Genomic DNA, 24,215 nt, shown 5'->3' with positions numbered 1-24,215 from the left:
TTATTTTTCACAAGGTCATGGCTCGGCCATATCGCATCAAATAATCCTCCTTGGCTTTGTAGTCGGGCATAACACTGCCCACTCGGCGCCAGAACGAACGATCATGATTCATATGATGGATATGGCATAACTCATGGATGATCACGTAATCAATCACCTCTAGTGGAGCCATCGCCAGGCGGTAGTTAAACGTCAGCTTTTTATCCCAACTGCAGCTTCCCCACTTGGTCGCCGATTCCACGATGTCCACAGACTTCGGCTTCACCTTCAACTCCTGCTGGTAACGGCCGATGCGCTCACCGATCATTCTTTTACACTCCGCAAAATAAAACTTCTTCAGATTCGCACGCAAATCCTCTTCCGAACATCCCTCTACGTCAATTAACTCATGCAGCGCATGTTCTTTGCCAAAGAGCAGAAACTTCCCTTTGCCTTCCTCTTCATATTCTTTCGCTTGAGGACCGTCCAACGCCTGCTGCATCAGAGCTGATTTTGTCAAAATCACTTCCCCATGCTGCGTAACAAGCTGCCGGATCATGTCTTCGCTGGTACCATTGGGAGCCTTGATTGTGACCATATAGGGTAAATCCATCGTAATGGAAGCTTTCTTCCGTTTTCCATATTCGATATGACAGTTAATGATGTGATTGTTTATTTCAATAGTTAGCATAACCTGCTCCACTTCTTCCGATATTTCAATTTCAAAATTTGGATTTATTCATTCAGATTGTAACCCATTCAGTAACTCTATGCATTATGTTTCGTGACACATTATATATTTCGTATTGAATTTTTATTCATTAATATGTATTATTATAAAATTATAAGATAGGAGGATAGATATGACCCCTACATCGAATCCGGATTACAAAACCATTGAGGAACTATCACTCAACCATTGGCCGCCCTTATCCACCTTGCTTTTTGACGGATGGGCAATGCGTTTTGCACAGGGATATACGAAGCGCGCCAACTCCATTCAACCTCTTCACTACTCGACCATGGATGTGCATGAAAAGATCGAGCAATGCGAGCAAATTTACGCTTCCAATCAGTTAAGTACCATATTCAAGATTACGCCGTTTATCCAGCCGGATCATCTCGACCAGCTTTTGCATGAAAAGGGGTATGATATTGTGGATCTCAGCCGGGTTCAGACTCGGAGCCTGGAAACCCTTAAGGAGCCCGAGCACTCTGATGTAAAAATGGACGAACAGTTAACCGGAGAGTGGCTGGATCACTTTTGCAGACTGAATCAGGTAAGTGATCTGCATCGGGGAACGATGGAACTAATGTTGAATAACATCCGTACGCGTACAGGTTTCATCTCGCTGTTCATCGACGGACAAGTCGTTGCTTGTGGATTTGGTGTGGTGGAACGAGGCTATATTGGATTATATGACATCATAACGGACGCTAACTTCCGGAATCGGGGATTGGCCGAGCAGATGATCCTTCATCTGTTGCATTGGGGAAAAGAGAATGGTGCTACCTCCAGTTACCTGCAAGTAGTTGCCAATAATGCTCCCGCATTAAAACTGTATGCCAAACTTGGATACACGGAAATCTATACATACTGGTATAGGGTCAAGAAAGTCTAGGCTTTTCTACAATCACTTATCAGCATGAGTCGATGGCTTTTACAAACTTTTCTGTTTATTGGGGTCAGTACCCAGCAACACACTCAATTTGCCGGACATCCCTTGCGCAGAAGACATGCTCACATAAAACAAACCCGTTGACCAAGCCTGGTCATTCCAATAAGTATGCTCTATACCATCTGCTGGGACAGTATAAGACATTTTTGCGGTTCCAGCAGTAGATTCTTGGTTAATCGTAAACGTGAACGCTTTCGAACCGGTATTTTTAAAGTTCACTTTCACATATTCAAATCCCTCCGGGATATTAAACTGTTTCGTAGTCGCAGTACCTGCAAAATCCTCATTATTAATTACTGATAATGTGGATGTGGTAGAAGTAGTTATATCTGTATTATATAATTTGAGAAATCTCTTCTGTGATAAAGCTGGTTCTCAGCTCTGATTGCGCTCCAATTGTTTTTCGATTCCCAGCCTGTCGATCTGAATCCAGTACTCTGCAATTCTCTCATTCTCCACTCGGTATACCGCACTCGCAATTTCAATCACGGGCAGGTTGGTCGGCGCATATCCATCCACTTCTCCAACATGAGTACCCACTTGTCTCCAGCGTACATATACTTTCTCTCCCTGTGCGAGCAACTCCTGAATCTGCAGCGAAAAATCTCCGTACACCTCAATCATTTCCCTCACATGATCCGCATAGACGGAAGGCGTTCTTGTGACTGTCACTTCCTCTTCCGAGATCACCTGGTGAGCCAGTACCTGCTCGGCCATCAGTGTATTGGCATAATCAAGATTGCGACCCGAGCGCACTTCTTCAAAAAAAGTTCTGACAATCTGTTCTGGCGTCATCCGATCCACTCCATTTTTCGTTTTATCATGCATTGTACCAGAAGTCTCGACAATTCTCACTCTCTCGCAAAGATCAATTTAACTAGCTCTTTTACTGGATTCTTGCTCTATTGTATATAGTCATAATATACCATTACATATCTTGACAATAAGTCTATATGACCATAGACTAGCAAAAGACATTAGGAAATTAATAGGAGGTTTTGCTGATAAGAGGTTCGTAAATGGGTTTTAACCAGAAATGATAATCTTCGGTGTTTTAATTTTTTTAGAAATTAGACTTTGCAACAACTTAGAAAAACGAGAAAGCGGTGTACCATGAAACGTTTATTTTTGATTATGTTTATGCTTACCCTGTTACTGGCTGGATGTCAGAGCAATGACAAGGAGAGCAGCCCGTCCGAGAATAACCCCACAGAAATAGTAGAAGGTTCTAGCGTATTAAGTTTGAAGCAGAAGTACGGATCCGAATCGAATAAAGCGATTATGCCGATGTATAACGTAGCTCAGGATGAGGAATTTACGTTTAGGTTTAAAGCAGATTTACGTAAAAATAGCCTGTCAGCTAGTGACATTATTAGTGTACATACCGATATTAAGGCCCTTGAATCCAGCAAAGTTTACGCCATACCAGAAATCAATGACAACAATGTTTCTATTGAGCCTCTTGGATCGGGTGTACTAAGCTCCGATTCATTAAATAACACGCATCAAAGTTCTTGGGGCGGTGCCCCTATCTATTACATTCGTCTGAACTATGATCCGGATGCGGAGAAGCTAACACTGCTCAATCAACCCATCATTATTCCGTTTACAGTGAAATCGGAGTTACCTGTGCCCAACCTAAGATACGAGATTGATAAAGACAGACGGTTCAAGTTGGTCTGGGACAAGGTTGAAGGTGCAACCGAATATAAAATTTATGAGCGTTCTGACCTAACTTACTTTGATACAAACAAGCCTGTGACCGGTGCAGAGGATGCTTTTAATAATAGTCTGCCTTTAGATCTTGCGGTAACGACAGAGACGTCTTTCAATGATTTTTTGAGAGACGGAAAAGGCGGGCTCGGCACTTATAATGAACTGATAACTACTCATCAGAACCATGGTATACGAGGAGAGTATTACGTCACTGCACTAGGTGGAGGAAAAGAATCCAATTTTAGCAGAGGTGTCCCTACAGCTCCGCTTGCTTCCCAGTTACCAACAGCTTTGAAAGAACAATTGTATAGGGAGAAATTAAAGAATATAGATGTACTCCCCCAAAAAACGACAGTTGAGTACAATGATGGTTCTTTAGCCCGTGAGACGATTGTTTATGATACCGCCAACGTAGAGATTTCGGAGTTCAATGAAACAAATATTCCTTTTCACATTAAAGGAACAGCTCTGAAAAGTTACGTACGCGTAGAGAATGTGACCCAAGATGACCTGAATAGACTTGCCCAGCAAACCGTGGCTGATTCCAGTAACGGACTGGTAGAACCGAAAAATAACACACCATACGTCCCTGCACCTGATGTGCCAACCATTATCAACAATCATGATTCTCCTGCATCGGAGACTGCAACGGAAACAGAAACAGGACCGACGGTTGAAGAAGCTCTATCTACAGAGTCCACAAACGATACTGAAACGTCAGAAGCCGATACTGATTCTGCATCCACCGAGATTGGCGATGAAACTCCCGATAAAGCTTCTGATGAAATTACGAGTGAATCTCCGGATCCAGCTTCCGAAATTGAAGAGGACAATCTGGTAGATGAGCAGAAATCCAATACCCAGCAGAATGTAGAACAAGGTAATCAGGAAACGGTTCCTGAGCCGGCTACAGGCGATACAATGATCAATGCAGATTCTGCATTGGAAGAAGTTTTGGCTAAAAACATGGTTGCTGCCCAAGACAAGATCTCATTAAAAGCTTTTCCAGAGGCCCAAAATTTCACAACGCTCTCGGATGTTGTCCTGAAAGTAATGTACCAGAATCCATTGATTCTTGGTGTGGAAGGTTTTGAATACAATTACGGTACACTTACCCTTTCGATCCATTACAATGAGTCGGCAGATGTCATCCAGAAGAAGCAGAGCGAGATTATCGCCAAAGCAAACGAAGTTGTTGCTTCCATCATCAAGGATGGCATGAAGGATGATGAGAAACGGAAAGCCATCTACGATTATCTGAACGATAACGCGAAGTATGATGATGCAGCATTGGAAAATGCAGAACAGAACAATTTTAAAAATGTCGATGCACAGTTCAACGATTCGTTTACCACTTACGGTATCCTTGTCAAAGGCGTTGGCGTATGTGCCAGCTATGCTTCCGTCTACAAACTGCTCTCCGATCTGTCTGGACTGGAAAGCATCGTCGTAACGGGAGCATCTAGCGGTGTTCCTCATGCGTGGAATAAGGTAAAAATCGGAAATGAATGGTTCCATGTAGATGCTACCAACAATCTGACCAATTCCGGTATTCCTTACTTCCTGTACAATGCAAATGATGAGACGGCTGCAAGTCAGAAAACGATAGCCGATAAGGATTACTGGCTTGATGCCGAACTCGCCCTGTTTAATGGCGAAAGTGATGCGAACGATTATTATGTACAGAACGATCTCGAAGTCGCTTCGATTAGTGAATACAAAACGAAGGCTGAGAGTGAACTGAAAAATGGAGAAAATCGGGTAATTCTTCGTTTTGCCTCACCTGTGGACTCTGATGAACTGATGACAGCTGCAGGCGAAGCCCTCGCTGCGGTAGATGAAGCCCTGCTGAATACAGCTCAATTGGCCACGCTCGGCAGCTACGCCATTTTGGAGCCTAACCCGGATCAGAAGTAATGCAATAATCAGGAAAAAGTCCATAACAACAAAGAACTCCATTCACCTTTATCGGGATTGGAGTTCTTTGCTTTACTTGCCTATGATCACTGACCTATAATTCATAGGCTTTTTATATCCAAAATTACGGACTAACTGTACCGCCATTGGCGTTCAGTGTCTCACCGCTCACATAGCTCGATTCCTGGCTCGCCAGGAACACAAACGCTGGCGCCATTTCAGCAGGCTGCCCTGCACGACCAAGTGGCGTATTGGAGCCAAAATCTGCAAGCTTTTCTACGGGTTGTCCACCAACAACCTGAAGCGGTGTCCATACTGGACCCGGTGCGACAACATTCACACGGATACCTTTGCTGCCGACTTGTTGCGCCAGCGCCTTGCTGAAGGTGTTGATTGCTGCCTTTGTTGTCGCATAATCCAGCAGGATTGGAGAGGGCTTGTATGCCTGAATAGAAGACGTGTTAATGATGGAGCTGCCTGGCTTCATGTGTTTCACAGCTGCTTTACAGAGCCAGAACATCGAATAGACATTGGTTTTGAATGTCGCATCAAATTGTTCTGTAGTCAGATCGGCGATCTGCTCAACAAACTGCTGTTTACCTGCTACGTTGGCGAGAATATCGATCCCGCCGAGCTCTTTCACAGCAGATTCAATGAGTTCTTCGCAGTATTTCTCATCCTTGAGGTCACCTGGAATCGCAACAGCCTTGCGGCCAGCTTCTTCGATCAGCTTGACCACTTCCTTCGCATCGGCTTCTTCCTCAGGAAGATAAGCCAGGACGACATCCGCGCCTTCACGGGCAAAAGCGATAGCTGCCGCCCGACCAATACCGCTGTCGGCTCCGGTTACAACAGCTTTACGTCCGGTCAGACGTCCGCTGCCTTTATAGCTTTTTTCACCTGTATCAGGTACAGGAGTCATTTCACGCTGAAGCCCCGGCTCCTCCTGCTGCTGCTTCCAATCTGATGTTGCCTTCGGATATTGTGTCGTCGGATCTTGCATGGTGTGCTGGTCTTGATTAGCCATGTACAATTCCTCCTCGGATTTATTTTATTTTGGAAGTTGTTTTCATAAACGTTGCACTCTTTCCTTTGTAACCGAGATGGGTAAAATTTAAACTGGCTCTGAATATTTCCATGGCAACCTTCCGACTTTGAATCTCCAGTAACAGGAGGTTGTATAATAGATCCTGAGGTGATTTTATTGAACCCAAGCAGTGATACATATTCGATCGGTGAAGCTGCTAAAATGATCGGCTCGACTGTCAAAACGATTCGTTATTACGATGAAATCGAGTTGCTCCGGCCCTCTTTTCATACGGAAGGTGGTCACCGTCTTTATACACCGCAAGACGTTTGGCGGCTGGAACTCATCACAACGCTTCGCTATTTGAATTTTGGCATATCGGATATTCGCAAGCTGATGTCCGGTGAACTTGGCGTGTCACAGGCGCTGGATCTACAGATTGAAGCCCTGGAAACTCAGATTGGGACAATGAATTCCATGCTCTCCATTCTGCAACAAGCCAGACAACGGGAAGCGGAAGATACACTCCATTCCGGACAGTCCCTTACCTATGTCTCAAGCCTGGTGGATTCGCTGACCGTCAATGCTCAAAAAAGGAAAAAATTCGTTTCCGCCAAAATGGAAGAATCTCACCTGCTGGACGGAATCCCGCACGAATGGAGAGTTTCGTTTCTGCATTTTTTCGACAAATACATGATGAAAGATACAAAGCTGTCAGCCCAACAAACACTGGCATGGAAAGAAATTCAGGAAATCATCAACGATCCGGCCTACATCGCCGATCTGGCCCGTCTCGAACTTCCCTTCTTCACCATGGCGAATCATCCACAGCTTGAAGCAGAAGCCTGGGTAAAAAAAATGGAAACCCTCCGCATTCGTGCCACCGAAGCTCTGGACCAATGTTGGCCGTTAGATAGCCCCGCAGTGCAGAGCATGGTGTGGGATTTTGTGATGATGTACGCCAGTAATGAACATGCTGGAGATCCGGAAGTATTTTTTCGCAAACAGGCTCGATATATGCTCGACTCCGTAACTGAGCGCATCCTTCGTTTTAACAAGCTCTGCAAGATCGTGAATCCTGAATGGAGCCAGATCGTAGACGGCATTAATCTGTTGCAGGAAGGCATGCGACTGCGATTAAAACAAATGGAAGAAGACTGAATTTCAGTCCTCTTCCATTGTTACATTCACCCTTTTTTCAATGAATAGGATGCGTGTTCTCCCACTTCACTGTCCAACTGGAGCGGTTGCCCTTTCAGATAGTGATTAAAGAAGTCGATTGTTGTGTCATTTACGATTTGGTGAGCTCCCTTTGCATCTACCCCCTGTGACCATTCAAGAATCGGAGATATCAGATAGAGATCCGAGAAACTCAGATGTTTGGTATTACTCAGCTCCATCCAGTAGTTCCCTCCCGCGGTCACCGGTTCATAACGTGCATACACTTCTTTGTAGTATTTCTCGGCTTCCGGACGAGTCGTGCCCATTGCTTCAATCTCGTCGTCACTCATGACACTTGTACCTGCAACGGTTGTGTCCGCGCTCATCATGAGAAACGGTTTGCCCACTCCTTCAGCAGGAATGCGCTTCTCCCCAAACAATACGCCATCCATGTTCATACCTGCTTTGACACGAGGATCATCCATCAGCATCTGTACGGTTGTTGCCCCGCCAAATGAATGTCCAAACATGCCGATGTTGTCCAGATCCATATGACCGTTAAAACGTCCGTTTGAATCATTGGTAGCCAAATTCTCCACTTGATCCAGCACAAATTGCGCATCCTTCACCCATGTCTCGTTGAGCTTGTCCATATAACTGAATTGCAGTTGATCGAAGCCTTCCTTGCTCTCCGATTCAAATTGCGCCACTCGCCCATTCGGGAACACAGAGACCAGACTACTGTACGTATGATTAATACCCACAACAATATAACCTTGGCTGACCAGTTGCTCCACCTGGAACGTATTTTGATTTTCATAACCATGCAGACCATGTGAGAAAAGAATAACCGGATACTTGGCTTCCGCATTAGACAATGATGCTTCCTGAATGGCATGGGTTTTGACTTGACTCAGGCTTGAAAATAGAAGCTTTGGCAGCTTCAGCACATCATTAAAGGCTGTTGCATACACTTTCGGATCATTGACGTAAGGAGCCGTTGTTCCCTTTGTGTCTTTATCCGTTGGATACCAGATCTGCACCATCAGTTCCCGTTTGTCTTCGGCTGTACTCGTCAGCAATTCCTCCCGGCTCTCATCCGTCCAATCGTAGGATAGCGTACCGATTCCGTAAGGTCCTGTTGGTTTATCAAATGAAAATACCGGAAACAGAAGTGGTAGCCCCATCGTCACGGCAGCGTATACCAATACCAATAGCGATGTTCCAATGATTCGAACACGTCCGAATTTCCGCACGCCAGCTGATTTTGACCTCTTAGCGATTAACACAAACAGTGGAACCAGTGTGAGAAGATACGCCGGAATCATGGGCCAACGAAATCCCTCACTCACCCCATGCACCAGCAATAATACAACCGATATGACCCATCCTCCCCACACCATTTTCCGAGGTTTGTTCCAGCCCCCAATCAACCACACCAGCATCACTACATTGAAAATAAGATAAATCCATTCTAGAGTTCTCATTATTCCTTGCCCCCTTCTCTGCCACAATTGAACTAAAATATATCGTGCAGCAGCTCTTCTATTTCCAATCATAAAACCTCCAGTTACAGGAGATTCAAGAGTGAATTTTGAAAACAAAAAAATGCACTCCCTGCATGACACTGGATCTCCCGAAGGTTCTCCCATGTATTCAAGGAATGCACGTATGATATTACGATATTAACATCAACGATTCTATAATAAGAGGTTAATGATCTTCGCCTTCATCTACCCGCTGTCTTTTTCCTATGCCAAATACGAAATATCCGATCACAACGATCGCCATAAATGTAGCCCCGACAATTAGGGGTAACCGCGTATCCGGGTTAAATGCCATACCAATAATGACAAGCGTCAGATATACGATGATGATATAGTTGCTGATGGGGAACCATTTGGATTTAAAATTGTGGTCTCCCATCTCATTGCCCCAACGCTTTCTGAATCGGAACTGGCTGAAGGCCAACGCGAACCACGGAACCATCCCCGGAAGAACACTTGCGCTATAGATGTACAGGAACAGTTTGGAGTCCGGCATCAGATAGTTGAGTACCACACCCACCAGCAGCAAGGAAATCGTGATGATAATACTGTTGCGGGGAACCCCGCCTTTGGACAGCTTTTTGAAAAAGACCGGTGCCTGTCCATTCTCCGCAAGTGTGTAAAGCATACGTCCTGCACTATAGATCCCACTGTTACATCCCGACATCGCAGCGGTAAGCACGACAAAGTTAATCATTCCCGCAGCAGCGACAATCCCGACTTTGGCAAATGTCAGTACAAACGGACTTCCCGTCTCTCCAACTTCATTCCAAGGGTACAATGTCACGATGACAAAGATGGCCCCAACGTAAAAAATGAGAATACGCCACACGATATTTTTGATCGCTTTACGCAGCGTGATCTTCGGATTTTCCGCTTCACCTGCCGTAATACCTACCATTTCAACGCCCTGGTAAGCAGCCGTTACGATACACAGGGCAAATAGGAAACCTTTGATCCCTCCTGGGAAAAATCCGCCATGGCTCACCAGATTTGATAGCCCAATGGGCTGTCCTCCGTTCCCCCAGCCGAAGAAGATGAGTCCGGTTCCGATCACGATCATGAAGATAATCGCTGTCACCTTGATCAGCGCAAACCAGAATTCGAATTCTCCATAGTACTTTACCGCTGCCAGATTCGCTGCTGCAATAATGAGCACGCCAGCCAAGGCAGGCAGCCATTGTGGTATATCCGGGAACCAGTAGCCTACATAAATCCCAATCGCGGTGACTTCAGCCATACCAACCGTTACCCAGAGGAACCAATAACTCCAGGCAGTCAGGAACCCGGCCAGCGGACTGATATACTTGTGAGCAAATGTGGCAAATGAACCGGTGACAGGCTCCTGAATCAGCATTTCCCCCATAATACGCATGACAAAAAAGATAATGATCCCGGCCAGCAAATAGGCCAGCAGTACCGAAGGACCTGCCCATTTGATCGTACTTGCCGATCCCATGAACAATCCGACCCCGATCGTACCTCCGAGTGCAATCAGCTCTACGTGGCGGGGCTTTAGCCCTCTAGATAGTTGCTTGGATTCCAAACGATTCTCCCCTTTTCTTGTGTGCAGCTTCTTGTTGTCAGATCAACTTATTATTTTCACATTAACGCAATGCAGAATTACTTCACCAAATTGTACGAGATGTGTCGCAGAAATACAACAAGGAATGTAAGGAAGCGGATTCAATACAAAAAATCCACCAGCAGCAAAGCACTGGTGGATATACCTACGGTGAACGGTTTAGCCACATAAGGCTTGAACGAAGCCAAGTTAACTCATCAGTTCGTTAAATACCTTTTCCCAGCGGCCGCTGTGCCCATCCTCCATGAATAAAGGAATAAATCCCAATCGGAGATAGATTGCAATTGCAGGAAGCCTGAAGTCATCCGTCTCAAGCAGGGCCGCTTGCTTCCCCTCATCTCTCATTCGATGCAAGGCCGCCAGGGCAATGGTATACCCCAACCCTTTCCCGGAGTGCCCCGGCAGAGCGCCCACCATATGCAGATATCCACAATCGATATCCCTGTCCTCTTTCTCCCATGCTACAGCAGTGGCAACAGCAAGTCCCTGATAACAGAGAAACAGAATCTTCTCCGGCAAAAACGGAGGCTGAAATCCGATCTTGTCACCGAAGGCAATCTCCCTGGCAAAAGAAATTCGGATCACATGCTCCCACTCCGTTACATCACCGGATTGAAACGATCTTAAGCTGTAGCCTTCCGGTATGTTCAGCTGCGGCAGATCTGCCAAAGTATCCTTTTTCATGACCAACTTGGAACGTTCATTCCTCATCCTGTATAGCCTGCCTTTACTCTAAAGTCCGGAAAGGACACCGTGTTCCCGCCCTGCTTCACGGATTGCATGGAGAGGAAAAAGACCGCGCTCCAGGTCACGGCATCATACACATCAACCAGCGGGCTGCGGTTTTCCTGAATCGCCGAGATGAATTCTTCCAGCACCAGAAAATCACCCCCGCCATGCTTCGTGCCCGCCGCTAAGTGGCCCCACTGCTTCCATTTGGGATGATCATATTCAGGCTGATAACAGGACATGTTCTCCCATACTTCTGAGCCATCCTCTCCGTTTACCGGAGATCGGTTCTGCAGCCATACGAGATCTTCCTCATAGGGATGACGCGCGGACAAGTACGCTCCCTTGGTTCCCTGAAGCATATAATGAGTTTTATTATGTGGACGGACGGAGACCCAGTCGATACGCAGCGTAATCAGAACGCCATTCTCGGTCACCAGCGCGGCGACGGCTGAATCCCCTTGACTCCAGTAGCCTTCACGGGCAGCAGGATGGTCCTTGCCAAACTGCTCGCTGAAATAATTCTGCAAAGCCCTCGGTTTGGAGACTTGCGTCGAGATGTTTTTAAGCCGATCTCCTCCCGGTTTATTCAGCCCGATCCACTGCGCGGCAGGCCCAATCGAATGCGTCGGATAATTGACCCCGTTATAATTGTGGTGGAGTTGTCCTCGCCATGTAAGCGAGCCGTCCGGATGATGAATTAGATGACGTAAATCATGAATATAACCACCCTCTACATGGGTAATCTCCCCGAATAAACCTTGCTGCGCCATATAATTAACCATAAGATTGGACCTGGAGAAGCAATAATTTTCGGACATCATATATTTCAAACCTGTGCGCTCCACTGTCTCGACCAATTCCCAAGCCTCCTCAAGTGACTGCACTGCAATCACCTCACTTAACACATGCTTGCCTGCGTTCAGTGCATCAATGGAATGTCGAGCATGCATATGCATGGGGCTAATTACAAAGACTGCATCAATGGAAGCGTCCTGCAGCATTTCCGAATAGTCGCTATACGTTCTGATCCCCGGAAAAATCCCTTTCCACTGCTCCAGGACCAGTTCATTCAAATCACAAGTAGCCGTAAGATCAATTCGGTCAGCAAGAGAATGCAAGGCATTCAAAAAGCTTGCCCCCCGGTTGCCTCCAACTATAGCCAGCCTTACCCTCCTGCGGGTCATGGCGTCATCCCTTTCTTCTGAAAGGATAGTGATACTAGCAGTTCTGCGGAATGACCGTCGCCTTTGGCATCAGGATGGGGTTCATAATCATACATGCCTTTGACAAAAATGTTCGCCAGCTCCTGATACGGTGTCCCCTTCAGCAAAATAGTATTGATGCTCAACTGCTGCTCCTGAAGGTTCACGAGCAGAACCGCAGGGATATCCGGTACGGCTGCCAATTGTACGAAATGCCAATGATCACGTTGAAAGACAGACTGAACGTGGTTATGTCCGTTAAAGAAAATGCCCGGTCCTTGATGTTCATTCAGTATTGACCAGATATCGAGTGCAGCATCAATAGACATCATCGGCTCCGTGGATCTGGCCGTTGTAGCGTATACCGGATGATGGGCGAACACGAGCAGCGGCTTATGTCCGTACCTGTTCATTTGTTCGCGCAGCCAGTTCAGTTGTTCTTCATCGATCATGCCGCCCCAATGGTCGGGATCCTCACGTGCAGTGTCCAGTACCAGCAGCACTGCCTCCTCTTCTTCAATGGCCAGATAGCGATGCTGTCCCGTCCTTGCCTGTAGATCGGCCTTGGAACAGGTATGCGTATCATGATTGCCCAGTGCATATAGAAATTCACCTTGCAGTAGCTCACTTTTTACCTTGCTCATAATAAAATCGAACTCCGAGAGTTCGCCGGCATGTGTCAGATCACCAATAGACAGGTGATAGTCAGCGGAGAATGCCAAAAACTCCGACAGATAATCGGTATAGAAATCCTCCCTGGCCTCAATCATCTGATCATCGGCCTCTATCAGCTCGCTAGAATAGTGCAAATCGCCCATTACCATCAGTCTCATTATCATCATCTCCCTTATCCTTTGATGCCCGAATGCATAAAGCTGCTGATAAACTGTCGCTGGAACAACAGAAAGCCAATCAGCATCGGGGCAGTTACAATCAGGGTTGCTGCGCTGACATCCGTCCACTGCGCACCTGCTTCGGTTGATTTTGCAAACATCGCCAGACCTACAGTCAGCAGACGATTTTCCGGGGAATTCGTCACAATAAGCGGCCAAAGAAAGTCGTTCCAGTGAAAGCTGATGGAAACAATCGCAAACGAAAGATAGACGGGCCTCGACAGCGGCATATAAATACGCAGCAGAATGCCTAGTGAAGAGCAGCCCTCTACACGCGCAGCCTCATCCAGTTCGTACGGAAGCTGCTTAAAGGCCTGCCTTAAGAGGAACACTCCAAACGCAGAAGCGAAATAAGGCAGCATAATACCGATCTTTGTATCCAGCAGTCCCAACTCGTTAATGATTTGGTAGTTAGAGAAGATGAGTACATCCGATGGGACCATAATCTGGACGAGAAAGAGCATAAATACAATATTCCGCCCAACAAAAGCAACACGGGCAAACGCATATGCTGCCAGGGTTAATGTAACAATCTGAACTGCAAATATTCCTGAGGTTACCAGTAGCGTATTCCACATGTATTGTCCGAACGGTGCCCCTTGCCAAACCCGACTGAAATTATCCAGCGTAAAATCCCAGGACCAACCTGCGCCAATGGACGCATCCTTTGGTAGAAAGGCATTGCGCAGCATCCATATTAGCGGAATCAGCCAAGCCGCAGCAAACAACAACATAATTGCATGCCACAACGCTTGTCCGGCTATCCGACGGCGCCTTGCGAATCTAAACTTCCGATTCAGCGACTGCTTGGCCTTTTCAGGCCGCAATTTAGCGGACAAGGACAGCTCGGCAGCATTTTTCATGATTCCTATCCCCTTCCACCTTCTACTGATAATGAATTTTGCGTTCCCATCCCGCAAATTGGAAGCAGGATATGACAAGAAGCAGAACAATCATCACCACGGTCATAGCTGCCGCCATCCCCTGGTCATTGAAACTGAAAGTCGTCTCATAGATATAATATAGAAGCAAGCTGCTGGCATGATCAGGCCCTCCCTTGGTCATCATCCACAGATGATCCACCCATTTGAAGGCATTCGTAATCGCGACGACGGTGACAAACAGCGTTGTGGGCATCGTCAATGGAATGGTGATCCGCAGCTGCTGCGTCAACACGCCGATCCCGTCTACCGAAGCCGACTCGTAAAGATCTTTCGGAATCTGCTGCAGGCCAGCCAGATAAAAGATCATGAAATATCCGGCCTCCTTCCAGACAGTCATCACAATCAGCGAGCCAAGCACCGTATCCGGATTGCCAAGCAGATTAACCTCGCTTCCTGTGAACCAGGAAGCAAACCGGGCAAACAAACCAAACTGAGGCATATAAAGAAACAGCCAAATGCTCGCAGCGGCGATCATTGGAATCATATTCGGGTAGAAAAAAGCAATACGGACCAGACCTTTGCCCCGGATCGCTTTATCTGCAAACAACGCCATTACAAAGGCCAGCGCCATCGAGACGGGAACCGTACCGACCGCAAACCAGATGTTATTTCGGAACACTTCAACAAAAACAGGATCATGCAGCAATGCCTTATAGTTGTCCATTCCTACAAATACAGGCGTGCGAACGGCCAAATTCTGCTCAAACAGACTGAGCCATGCCGATTTTAGCATCGGATAATAGGTGAACATGCCAAGAAACAGAAGGGATGGTAACACAAGTGCCCACCCAAACCCGTTCCGCCTAAGCTTTTCGTTCCAACGGGTATTCATGCCCGATTCTCCTCCTTGTACAATCTGAGCCTTACTTCCCTGCAACTCCCTGGTAAGAAATATCGGCGGGAAGCACTGTAGTGGCTTCCCGCCAGGATCATAACTAAGGAAGGTTCTAATTCAGCAGCTTTATTTGTTAAAAAGAGCGAGCACACGATCCGCTTCTTCTTGTGCGGCCTTCAATGCACCAGCCGCATCGATTTTGCCAGCCAGCGCGGATTGAATCTGGTTGGTTAGTGCGGAGGACACCTTGCCGTGATTATGCGTGGATAATTCCCGGAACGCATACTGTAACTGGTCACGGGCCACGAGTGCCTGCGGGAATCCATCTGTGTACACCTTCATGGCTTCCGTATCGTAGGCAGATTTGCGAACCCCGACATAACCGGATGAAGAACTGAACAGTGCAGCTTGTTCCGGAGCAGTCATATACTTGGCAAATTCCCAAGCTGCTGCCTGTTTCTCTGGTGTGGTATCTTTGAAAATGTACAGGTTACCCCCGCCCGTAGGCGATCCGTATTGCTTATTGGCTGGTGCGAAGGCTACACCAAAGTCGAATTTGGCGTTGGTTTTCACGTTCGTCAAGTTGCCACTAGTGTGCATCATCATAGCCGTTTTGCCTTCAATAAAATCGGTTGGCGTGGCAGCCCAATCTATAACTCCTTTTGGCATTACCTTGTACTTATGGGACAAGTCAAGCCAGAATTGCAGAGCTTCGACGTTCTCCGGCGTATTGAAATTGGCTTTCCTGCCGTCATCCCCCATAATGCTCTGCTTGGGATCGCTCGCATTTTGGCGGGCAAGCATCTGGAACATCCAGTAGGAATCGTCATTCCCCGGAATCTCCAGCCCTGTATGTCCATCACGATTCAGCTTCCCGGCATATTCCACCAGCTCATCCCAGTTTGTCGGTGGCTTGCTCGGGTCCAGACCAGCAGCTTTGAACATGTCTTTGTTGTAATACAGAATAATAGTACTTCGCTGGAACGGTACACTGTACGTATGTCCATCCGCTTGGGTATCCTCCACGAAGGCCGGATAGAAATCATTCTTGTTATAGTCCGCATCCTTGGCGATAAAATCATCCAGAGGAATAATCGCGTCCGTGTCCATCATGCTGTACAGCTCAGTCGACATCATAACAGCCACATCCGGCGGCTGCTTGGCCTGTACACCTGCCTGAATTTTGATCGTATTATCTCCGTAGTTTCCGGTATAGACCGGTTTAACCTTAATATCCGGGAATTTTTCCATAAAAGATGTGCTCATCCCGTCAATAACCTTTGTAAGTGGCCCGCCTACATTAACCGGGTAATAGAACGAGATTTCAATCGGCTCCTTGGGAGTCTGATCCAAAGCCGCGTTTGCATCAGCTGTTGAAGCCGTTGTAGCCGTGCCGACCTTGGTATCCGCTGCATTCCCCCCTCCCTGACCGCACCCGACTAGCATTAACGTTAATCCCAGCGCAATTAGCGCCATTTTCCCCTGCTTCAGCATTTGTTTTCTCCCCTCATATGTGCAGAGCATGTTAGCTCTGTTTAAAATCCATAATGTCTGAAATTCATGCTTACACGGTTGGAGTCTACATCAAGGATATGCAGGACAGCACCTTCGGCTGTTGGAAGAACAGTGATGCCTTGCGCTTCATTACTGCTTCCGAGGTTCCGGTCAAAGGCCAGCGTGACAGCTCCGGTATCTGGATCAATCCGGTAGACGGATTTCTTGGAGTTATTGTCGGAGGAGGCATACAGCGCACCATTATACATCTCTGCGCCTTGAATGCGATCAATCGTTTGACTAAGCGGTACGGTTTTGATGAGGGACATGTCACTGAGTCGAAACACATTCAACACAGGGGCATTGTTCCACTGGGCCGTATAGACCTGACCTCGATCGGCATCTACGGCTACCCAAGGCACACCACCGGGATGAAGGTTCAACGGAAGCGCATAGGAGGTTCCAGTATATTGAAGTGTGGAGGCATTATAGACGGCGATGTAGGGATGTTCGTATTTCTTACTGTCTTCAATAGGAGCATAAATCAACCCGTTGTAATAGGAAATGTCCCCAATGTGGTCACCGCCCTGCACTGCTATCTCAGCCGGGATTGCTACCGCATTTCGTTTCTGAACCGTCTTTCCGTCCAGTGCCGTCTTTAATAAACCAAGCTGTGAATTAAAAATCCACGAGTTTCCATCTGTTGTGACGCCTTGTCCGCGCTCAAAGGCATCCGTCAGCCAAAAGGTTTGCTTGGACACCTCATGCCAGGATTCGGCGGCCTGTGCAGCATATACCGCATTTTCCGCAGCTTCGGCCGATGCGTGCACCGCCCATGTTCCTGATGTAAGAGAACCTGCAATTAACACTCCCGCACAGACCCAGCCTGACACTTTTCTCAGTTTCATGATATTAACGCCTCCTGAATTGTAGGTCTGCTCCAATAATGGTTCGTCCATTATGGAAGCAGTGACCCCCGTTTTAGCCAGCGGGATTCACTTCCCGATCGGCTTAAACTAATTGTAGCTTTCAGGCCAAGGACGTCTGTTGGACAAAATGCGGTTTTTATTGAACAAAACAATCATTTTAGAATGATTCGGTTCGAAGAAACCTCGTTCATATACTGTTTGGGCGTCGTTCCAGCGATCCGCTTGAACATTCTTGTGAAGTGACCCTGATCGGAGAAACCGGCACGGTCGGCAATCTCCTTCAGCCCGTACTCTCCCTTACTGATCAGCAGCTTGGAATGTTCGATCCGCAGGCGAATCAGATAATGATGTGGTGTATGCCCCGTCTGCTGTTTGAACAGCCGAATATAATGGGACAGACTCAGGGCAGCCTTGTCAGCCAGTTCCTGAATGGAGAGCTCCGCCTCCAAATTTTCTTTCATATATTCTATGGACTGATAAATTTCCTGATTGGCCGTCATTCTGGAGGGAGTGCTGTTCGTGCATACCTGAGAATAATGGTTCAGGAGATGCAGGATGAGCATATTGGAGAGTGAATCACTATATATCTTTCCTTGTCTGCCGCCATTCTGCAGCTCTTCGAGCAACCAGAGTCCTAATTGCAACAGCTTGGGGTCCTTGACATAATACTTGAGTTCCAACTGAATATACCCTTCCTTCAGCAGTCCCGATTCACGTGCGATGTGCTCTAGATAGGAAGGCGGGATTTCGATCTGCAGGAAATACAGGGAAGCCTTTCCCCAGGAACAGAGAACGGGTTCTCCAGCAGGCAGGATATGAATGGTATAATAGTTCTCATAGTAAGCCGAACAATGTATGGCAATCTGATGCTTCGTTCCGGTAAGCCCCCCGGCAGCATGCTGAGGACTCGGCCACCGGGACACCTGCAGATAGTCCCATCCAAGGGTATGGCTCGTGAGTACAGGCTGGTTGTCAGCAGGATATACTCTTTCGGTTGTTCTCATCCTTATCACCCCTTTTCATCACGTTAGCAATCTACTATGCGGGATGTATAAACTGTGGGTAAAGAGTTTGTCTTTTTCGAATGTGGAGCCTGCTGACTGCTTTGTTGTTTGATCTAAATATTCAGCGAAAATAAAAAAACACGCCAACCGTGGCGTGTTTGATTTTGATGCAATTATCCTAAAGGCAGATGAACCAGCACCGTCGTACCCTCACCTTCCCGGCTTCTCATTTCGACGGTTCCGTGGTGAAGCATCACGATTTTCTTGACGATCGCAAGGCCCAGACCGTTACCGCTAATGCTGCGGTTTCGCGACAGGTCTGTTTTATAAAACCGATCAAACACATACTCCAGCTGCTCTTGCGCTATTCCAATACCCGTATCCGTTATCGTAATGAGAATTTCATTCTCTACCTGGTGCGTTCGTATACAAATATGCCCACCTGCTGGCGTAAACTTGATGCTATTCCCCAGCAGATTCATCCAGACCTGATTGAGCTGATCCCGATCTGCTGTAACTTGAATCGTATCGGCCAACTCCAGATGAACCTGAATATTTTTGGTGGACCACTGCGGCTCGCAGGTAACGATAATTTGCCGAATTTGCTCATCAAGATTATAAGTAGCCGCCTCGAACGGATGATGATCGGAGTCCAAAGATGCAAGCTCCAGCAGATTATCGCTAAGTCTGGATAGCCGTCCACTCTCCGTAATAATGATATCCAGGTAATAGTTACGATCAGGTTCGGCAACCAGGCTGTTATTTTTCATCGCCATGGCAAAACCGGAAATAGAGGTCAGCGGGGTTTGAATCTCATGAGATACATTGGAAACAAAATCCTGTCTCATCTGTTCCAACTGTTTGAGCTCACTCGCCATCTCATTAAAACTGTGCGTCAAAGCTCCCATTTCATCCACACGTTTCGTTTGGATTTCCACCTCAAAATCACCCTTCGCCAGCCGCTTGGTTGCACGAGTCAATACCTGAATCGGTTTCACCAAGTACCTTGCAGCAATAAGAATACAGAGGCTTCCAATAAACAGTGCGAGTAATAATATCAGGAAGACCATTCGATTAATGATATTTTCGTTCTGCGGAGAAAATTGCATAAACACGGCTTGCGGCTCCCCTTGGAATGGGAAAGGAAGACCGATAAAGGTCTGATCCACCTCAGCCGGCGAGCGATAGACCTGGCCCTGCAATACCATTTGAACCACCTCTGGCGCAATTTGAACGGTATCCGTATTGTCCAGATTATAAAATGTTACGTTGCCGGAAACGTCATATAGATGAATGGGATAGGTAGATATCTTCACCATACTTTTAATGAATGCATCCCGGTCCTCCGGGTGTGTTTGTTCATAGAGACGTATCATTTCCTCACCTGTTGCAATCATGTCATTCTGACCGAGGTGGTTCACTTCTTTTTTGAACAGAAAGAGCCCTACGAGGAAAGACGACAGCAAGCTGAAGATAATGACAACCAAAAATGTGAGAATGATGCGAACGTATAAGGTCTTGATCATGTGATCACTAACCGGTAGCCCAGACTTCGGGCCGTTTCAATCTGAAAGTGATGTGCATCGCCAGCGAATTTTTCCCTTAATCGCTTAATGTGAACGTCAACCGTCCGGTCATCACCTTCATAGTCACTGCCCCAAATTTTCGTAATTAACTGTTCCCGGGTAAATATCTGCCCAGGCTGGTTCGCCAGCATGAACAGCAACTCGAACTCCTTTAAAGGCAGATTGAGCGTCTGCTCTCCTCGAATCACTTGAAAACTGCGGCGATTCAGTGTAATGCCCCCCAATTGAATCGTTTGGGAAGAGACAATCAGATACCGTTTCAGCAATGCTTTCACTCTCATCACAAGCTCCAGCGGATCGAAGGGCTTTGTCAAATAATCATCTGTTCCAAGCTGGAATCCCTTCACTTTCTGAGCCGATTCCCCTTTTACCGTAACCATCAAGAGCGGCATATTCAGATCCATGCGCCGGATCTCCCGGCATAGTTCCCAACCATCCAATTTGGGCATCATAATATCGAGGATAACCAGGTCAATTTGCGATTTCTCAACAATATCCAATGCTTCTGCACCGTCTTTAGCCACCACGATCTCAAATCCCTCATTCCGCAAAAACAAAGTAATCAGCTCACGAATGTGCACATCGTCGTCCACGACAAGGATTTGGGTCATATAAAATGCATGCCTCCAATAGATTTCTTATCCTCTTCCACCTGGGTGGAGGGTTCAACCAAAATGCCAGCCCAACAGATTCCAATGATAGAAAAATAAACATAAGGTTACTGCTGCTAAAGTTACGAACGTATAATACACACGCTTAGGTAACGTCCAATATTTGTTTTTCCATGCCAGAACGTTCATCGTTACGATGGCCACACTCCATCCCACAAGAATCAGAGGCATGAACAGATAAAGACGTAGAGATAGTGAAATATGACTGAGTCGATCGATCAGATCCATGTTCACCACCAGAAGTGTAGCTCCCAAGGTCACCAATGACCACACGGACGTAACTACCAACAGCAGGACTGCCCATTTCTGCGCCCTTGGCATCGCTTTGATTTTGCGTCTGCGATAAATAGCTCCCAGTAGTACAGTAATGAACAGAACGGCCGAGATACCGAGCAGCGGAAGCCAAAGCTTCGATTGATTGATTAACGGCGTAGGCTCCAGTGGCATGGGGTTGAGTATATCCAGAAACAGATACGTGACCTTGCCCTCTGTATCCGTACGGAATCCCATCTGATGCTTCCCGCCGACTTCCTGGAATAGATTCACTCCAATCGGAGTGTATACTTGCTGATCTGCACCACTTCCAATCGACAACCGATTATCCGAAACCTTAATATTGATCTGAGTCAGAAAACTGAAAAACTTATCGATCTTCGTGTGATTACGACGTGTAAATTGATAGGAACCTGCATATTTCTCCAGAGGCTCCCCTAGTTCAATAGAGGTTGCAGCAGGCTGATTAGTCATATGGGCAGGATAGTAACGATCAAAGAAGGCTTGCGCCAATCCTCCTGCTGCCGTTCCACCGTCCCCTCCACTGTAGGAAACAAATATGCCGACGTGTTGGTCCGGTACAAGATAAAGTGCTGTATTAAACAACTCGTCGGCACCTGCATGGGAGATCACACGCAGGCCATTCATATTCAACTCATAAAAGCCCAAGTCCATGGCGGGTAAACGTTTGTCGAACCGGAATGCCGGGGAATGCATGAGCTTGGCGGTTTCCGGCTTGAGAATTTGCTTATCCTCATATCGCCCGTCCTGTAGATGGGCAATCATGAAATGAGCCATATCATTCGCCGAGACACTGCCTGATCCTGCTGGTCGAAAGCCACCTTCAAACGTAGGACGCTTGGTTATATACTCGCCATTGGCTCGGGCATATCCAAGTACAGCATAGGGCTTCAACGATGCCGAAACAGGCTCCTCCACCGTAGCATACTTCATGCTCAGCGGATCAAATATATTTTTCTGTATATAGTCATTATAAGCAATGCCACTAACTTCTTCGACGATAAGTCCTGCGAGTGAGGCACCATAGTTGGAATAGGCCAGCATCTCGCCTGGCCGCATGACCCTAGCTGGCATATGGTTTGCCATTGTTTCTGCAATGGAAACGGGCAGCTTCTCTGGATCGGTAGTAATCTGATATCCAACACCGCCCTCCTCAAAGCCTGCCGTATGGGTCATGAGATGACGCAACGTAATCGGTTCCGCATAGGTTGGTGGTATTTTCACCGTTTTCAGATAGGTGTTAACGTCAGTGTCCAGATCAAGCTTTCCTTCCTCTACCAGCTGCATCACTGCGGTCCATGTGAACAGCTTTGTGGTCGACGCAATCCGAAACAGGCTGGTTTCGGGATCAACAGTTTTATTTTCTTCGATGTTCGAATGTCCGTACCCTTTGGAGAGCAGAATCTTCCCATCCTTCACAATTGAAATGACTGCACCTGGAATCTGTAAAGAATCCATTTGTACATCCATAATCCCATCAATGAATGCTGCTAGCTGTTCTTTGTTATCCAGGTTAACCGCGTTTCTCTTCTCTTGTGTACCAGAACTCAATCCGGAAGAGTAAGTCTCTGCTGATGCGGGAGCCTGAATCCCTAACCAAGTTGCCCCAAGCGTAGTCCCCAACAATACCAGTAACATCATTTTGCAAACCAATTTCCTTATCGACGATGACATCACAAACCTCCACCACTCCGTATATTTTGTTTTAACCACTGTTTCTCGGCTTTCTTTCGAGAGCATATCAAGAACGTATGAACGGAGCGTGAACCTTTTAGTCATATTTTGCCAAAAATAATTGACACTAGTAAGATAGGGGGAGGTTGAATAGGAAAGGGAGAATGGGTATGCCTGACTTTTTACTAGTCTTATTTTTGTTTAATTTATCTTTATTTCTACTGCACGAAATGGACGCCATTAGACGATCTGAGTGGAAATTGTTTATCGTGCTGAAAAATATGGAAGATGAAAAAGCCTATAAATGCTTCACATTCGTTCACCTACCACTCTACACCGTCATACTCGCACTGCTTTTCAGCTCATATCAAACGGTTACGTTCTGGGTGCTCGATATATTTTTCATCATTCATGCGGTACTGCACCTATTTTTCGAAAAGCACCCTCGTAATGAATTTAAGAATTCATTTTCCAGATCATTTATTTACCCCATGGGGATTATTGGGGCCATCCATCTGTTAGCGTTATTATTGTAAATTCATTAGATCGTACACTGAGAAATAAGAAACGCTATGACCGCTTAAAGCGGTCCTTTTTTGTATACTCTTTTCCGCTATTTACAACTGTATTTTATTGGTATATATTATAGCCGTCAGGAATGTTAACGCTAACATAAACTGAAAAAAGGAGGATGTCTCCATCCATTTTCGAAAAGGTTTTCGTTTTGGTGAGGTTACACTTTAAAACAATTCATTTTGAAAGGATGAGGTATCGATGAAAAAACTAAGCAGCACATTATTTGTATTTTTTATGGGCATATCCCTTATGTTCGGTCTGACCGCTTCAGCTAATCCCGCGGTCGTAAGTTATGGAGGTAGCTATTCCAATACGCTCACTGCTGGCCAAGGATACGCCTACATTCTCCCTAATGCCAAAACCACAGGTACAAGCGTAAAAATTACGGCTTCCGCAGCCAATGCACTTCAACTGCACTACTACTGGAGCTACAATAATACGACAATCGACCTGGGGACAGCCATCGTAAACAACAACAATTACACCGGGGGTTCAGCCTACTACAATCCTGGCACTCTGGTCACTGTGGTAGAACGCGTACCAGCGTCTACAACGTTGTATCCTTCCGTATCCTACACGATTTCTTTTAATTAACAATACAACAACCACATAGTATCCATTCTCATACACAGATTCAAATACATGAACTCTTTCAGTTTTAATCAAGAATGCACCTCTTGGAAGTACAAATTGGAGCCTGCCAAGGATTCCATAAACTTCTGATGGGGTGCTTTTTTTCTGTGAACGGCAAGGCCTCATTTATAGTAAAC

General features: G+C 46.5%; 22 protein-coding genes. 5 read left to right on the top strand and 17 right to left on the bottom strand.

What is annotated here, in order from left to right; genetic code table 11:
• Positions 1-7: 7 nt before the first annotated feature.
• Entirely contained in the window at positions 8-670 is a 663-nt protein-coding gene (locus RS891_RS04310) for a M48 family metallopeptidase (RefSeq protein ID WP_315794535.1), read from the bottom strand.
• A gap of 172 nt (positions 671-842) precedes the next feature.
• Between RS891_RS04310 and RS891_RS04305 the strand changes: the two genes are divergently transcribed.
• Positions 843-1,601 carry a GNAT family N-acetyltransferase gene (locus tag RS891_RS04305; RefSeq protein ID WP_315794534.1) on the top strand — a complete coding sequence of 253 codons (759 nt, stop codon included), beginning with the start codon at positions 843-845 and terminating at the stop codon, positions 1,599-1,601.
• Between the two features lie 39 nt (positions 1,602-1,640).
• Here RS891_RS04305 and RS891_RS04300 read toward each other — a convergent pair whose 3' ends face one another.
• Positions 1,641-1,883 (bottom strand): hypothetical protein, encoded by a 243-nt coding sequence (locus RS891_RS04300; protein WP_315794533.1) that lies wholly within the window; start codon positions 1,881-1,883, stop codon positions 1,641-1,643.
• A 150-nt stretch (positions 1,884-2,033) separates the two neighbouring features.
• A complete protein-coding gene (locus tag RS891_RS04295) occupies positions 2,034-2,453 on the bottom strand; it encodes an ester cyclase (protein WP_315794532.1) in 420 nt (139 codons plus the stop codon).
• A 318-nt stretch (positions 2,454-2,771) separates the two neighbouring features.
• Here RS891_RS04295 and RS891_RS04290 point away from each other — a divergent pair, with 318 nt between their 5' ends.
• A complete protein-coding gene (locus RS891_RS04290) occupies positions 2,772-5,291 on the top strand; it encodes a transglutaminase domain-containing protein (RefSeq protein WP_315794531.1) in 2,520 nt (839 codons plus the stop codon).
• Between the two features lie 124 nt (positions 5,292-5,415).
• Here RS891_RS04290 and RS891_RS04285 read toward each other — a convergent pair whose 3' ends face one another.
• A complete protein-coding gene (locus RS891_RS04285) occupies positions 5,416-6,318 on the bottom strand; it encodes an SDR family oxidoreductase (RefSeq protein ID WP_113055651.1) in 903 nt (300 codons plus the stop codon).
• Between the two features lie 177 nt (positions 6,319-6,495).
• Between RS891_RS04285 and RS891_RS04280 the strand changes: the two genes are divergently transcribed.
• Complete coding sequence (locus tag RS891_RS04280) at positions 6,496-7,479, top strand: MerR family transcriptional regulator (protein WP_397386892.1); 984 nt, start codon at positions 6,496-6,498, stop codon at positions 7,477-7,479.
• Positions 7,480-7,505: 26 nt separating this feature from the next.
• Here the strand turns inward: RS891_RS04280 and RS891_RS04275 are convergent, their stop codons facing one another.
• The 13 genes from RS891_RS04275 to RS891_RS04215 all read right to left on the bottom strand — a co-directional run bounded on the left by RS891_RS04275 (position 7,506) and on the right by RS891_RS04215 (position 22,869).
• Positions 7,506-8,966, bottom strand: coding sequence for an alpha/beta hydrolase family protein (locus RS891_RS04275; RefSeq protein WP_315794529.1), 1,461 nt, complete (start codon positions 8,964-8,966; stop codon positions 7,506-7,508).
• A gap of 226 nt (positions 8,967-9,192) precedes the next feature.
• Positions 9,193-10,572 (bottom strand): amino acid permease, encoded by a 1,380-nt coding sequence (locus RS891_RS04270; RefSeq protein ID WP_315794528.1) that lies wholly within the window; start codon positions 10,570-10,572, stop codon positions 9,193-9,195.
• Between the two features lie 228 nt (positions 10,573-10,800).
• Positions 10,801-11,322 carry a GNAT family N-acetyltransferase gene (locus RS891_RS04265; RefSeq protein WP_113055647.1) on the bottom strand — a complete coding sequence of 174 codons (522 nt, stop codon included), beginning with the start codon at positions 11,320-11,322 and terminating at the stop codon, positions 10,801-10,803.
• Entirely contained in the window at positions 11,319-12,527 is a 1,209-nt protein-coding gene (locus RS891_RS04260) for a Gfo/Idh/MocA family oxidoreductase (protein ID WP_397386891.1), read from the bottom strand. Before RS891_RS04260 ends, RS891_RS04265 begins: the two co-directional genes overlap by 4 nt.
• Positions 12,524-13,378 (bottom strand): metallophosphoesterase family protein, encoded by an 855-nt coding sequence (locus RS891_RS04255; RefSeq protein WP_315794526.1) that lies wholly within the window; start codon positions 13,376-13,378, stop codon positions 12,524-12,526. The genes RS891_RS04260 and RS891_RS04255 overlap by 4 nt, the downstream gene beginning before the upstream one ends.
• Before the next feature lie 14 nt (positions 13,379-13,392).
• Positions 13,393-14,301, bottom strand: coding sequence for a carbohydrate ABC transporter permease (locus RS891_RS04250; RefSeq protein WP_397386890.1), 909 nt, complete (start codon positions 14,299-14,301; stop codon positions 13,393-13,395).
• Between the two features lie 22 nt (positions 14,302-14,323).
• Entirely contained in the window at positions 14,324-15,214 is an 891-nt protein-coding gene (locus tag RS891_RS04245; protein WP_113055643.1) for a carbohydrate ABC transporter permease, read from the bottom strand.
• A 129-nt stretch (positions 15,215-15,343) separates the two neighbouring features.
• Entirely contained in the window at positions 15,344-16,711 is a 1,368-nt protein-coding gene (locus tag RS891_RS04240; protein ID WP_315794525.1) for an ABC transporter substrate-binding protein, read from the bottom strand.
• 41 nt (positions 16,712-16,752) lie between these two features.
• Positions 16,753-17,619, bottom strand: a complete 867-nt coding sequence (locus tag RS891_RS04235; RefSeq protein ID WP_113055642.1) for a DUF6923 family protein — start codon at positions 17,617-17,619, stop codon at positions 16,753-16,755.
• A gap of 173 nt (positions 17,620-17,792) precedes the next feature.
• Entirely contained in the window at positions 17,793-18,644 is an 852-nt protein-coding gene (locus tag RS891_RS04230; protein WP_315794524.1) for an AraC family transcriptional regulator, read from the bottom strand.
• A 173-nt stretch (positions 18,645-18,817) separates the two neighbouring features.
• Entirely contained in the window at positions 18,818-20,170 is a 1,353-nt protein-coding gene (locus RS891_RS04225; RefSeq protein ID WP_315794523.1) for a sensor histidine kinase, read from the bottom strand.
• Entirely contained in the window at positions 20,167-20,841 is a 675-nt protein-coding gene (locus tag RS891_RS04220) for a response regulator transcription factor (RefSeq protein ID WP_315794522.1), read from the bottom strand. Before RS891_RS04220 ends, RS891_RS04225 begins: the two co-directional genes overlap by 4 nt.
• 54 nt (positions 20,842-20,895) lie before the next feature.
• Complete coding sequence (locus RS891_RS04215) at positions 20,896-22,869, bottom strand: serine hydrolase domain-containing protein (RefSeq protein WP_315794521.1); 1,974 nt, start codon at positions 22,867-22,869, stop codon at positions 20,896-20,898.
• 164 nt (positions 22,870-23,033) lie between these two features.
• Here RS891_RS04215 and RS891_RS04210 point away from each other — a divergent pair, with 164 nt between their 5' ends.
• Positions 23,034-23,405 carry a DUF6713 family protein gene (locus RS891_RS04210; protein ID WP_309304352.1) on the top strand — a complete coding sequence of 124 codons (372 nt, stop codon included), beginning with the start codon at positions 23,034-23,036 and terminating at the stop codon, positions 23,403-23,405.
• Positions 23,406-23,643: 238 nt separating this feature from the next.
• Positions 23,644-24,039, top strand: a complete 396-nt coding sequence (locus RS891_RS04205) for a hypothetical protein (protein ID WP_315794520.1) — start codon at positions 23,644-23,646, stop codon at positions 24,037-24,039.
• The last annotated feature ends 176 nt before the right edge of the window (positions 24,040-24,215 follow it).

It is taken from the genome of Paenibacillus sp. BIC5C1 (assembly GCF_032399705.1).
Taxonomy (GTDB): Bacteria; Bacillota; Bacilli; order Paenibacillales; family Paenibacillaceae; genus Paenibacillus; species Paenibacillus taichungensis_A.
The sequence above is the reverse complement of the archived record's forward strand: the minus strand, read 5'-3'. Positions and strand labels throughout refer to the sequence as shown.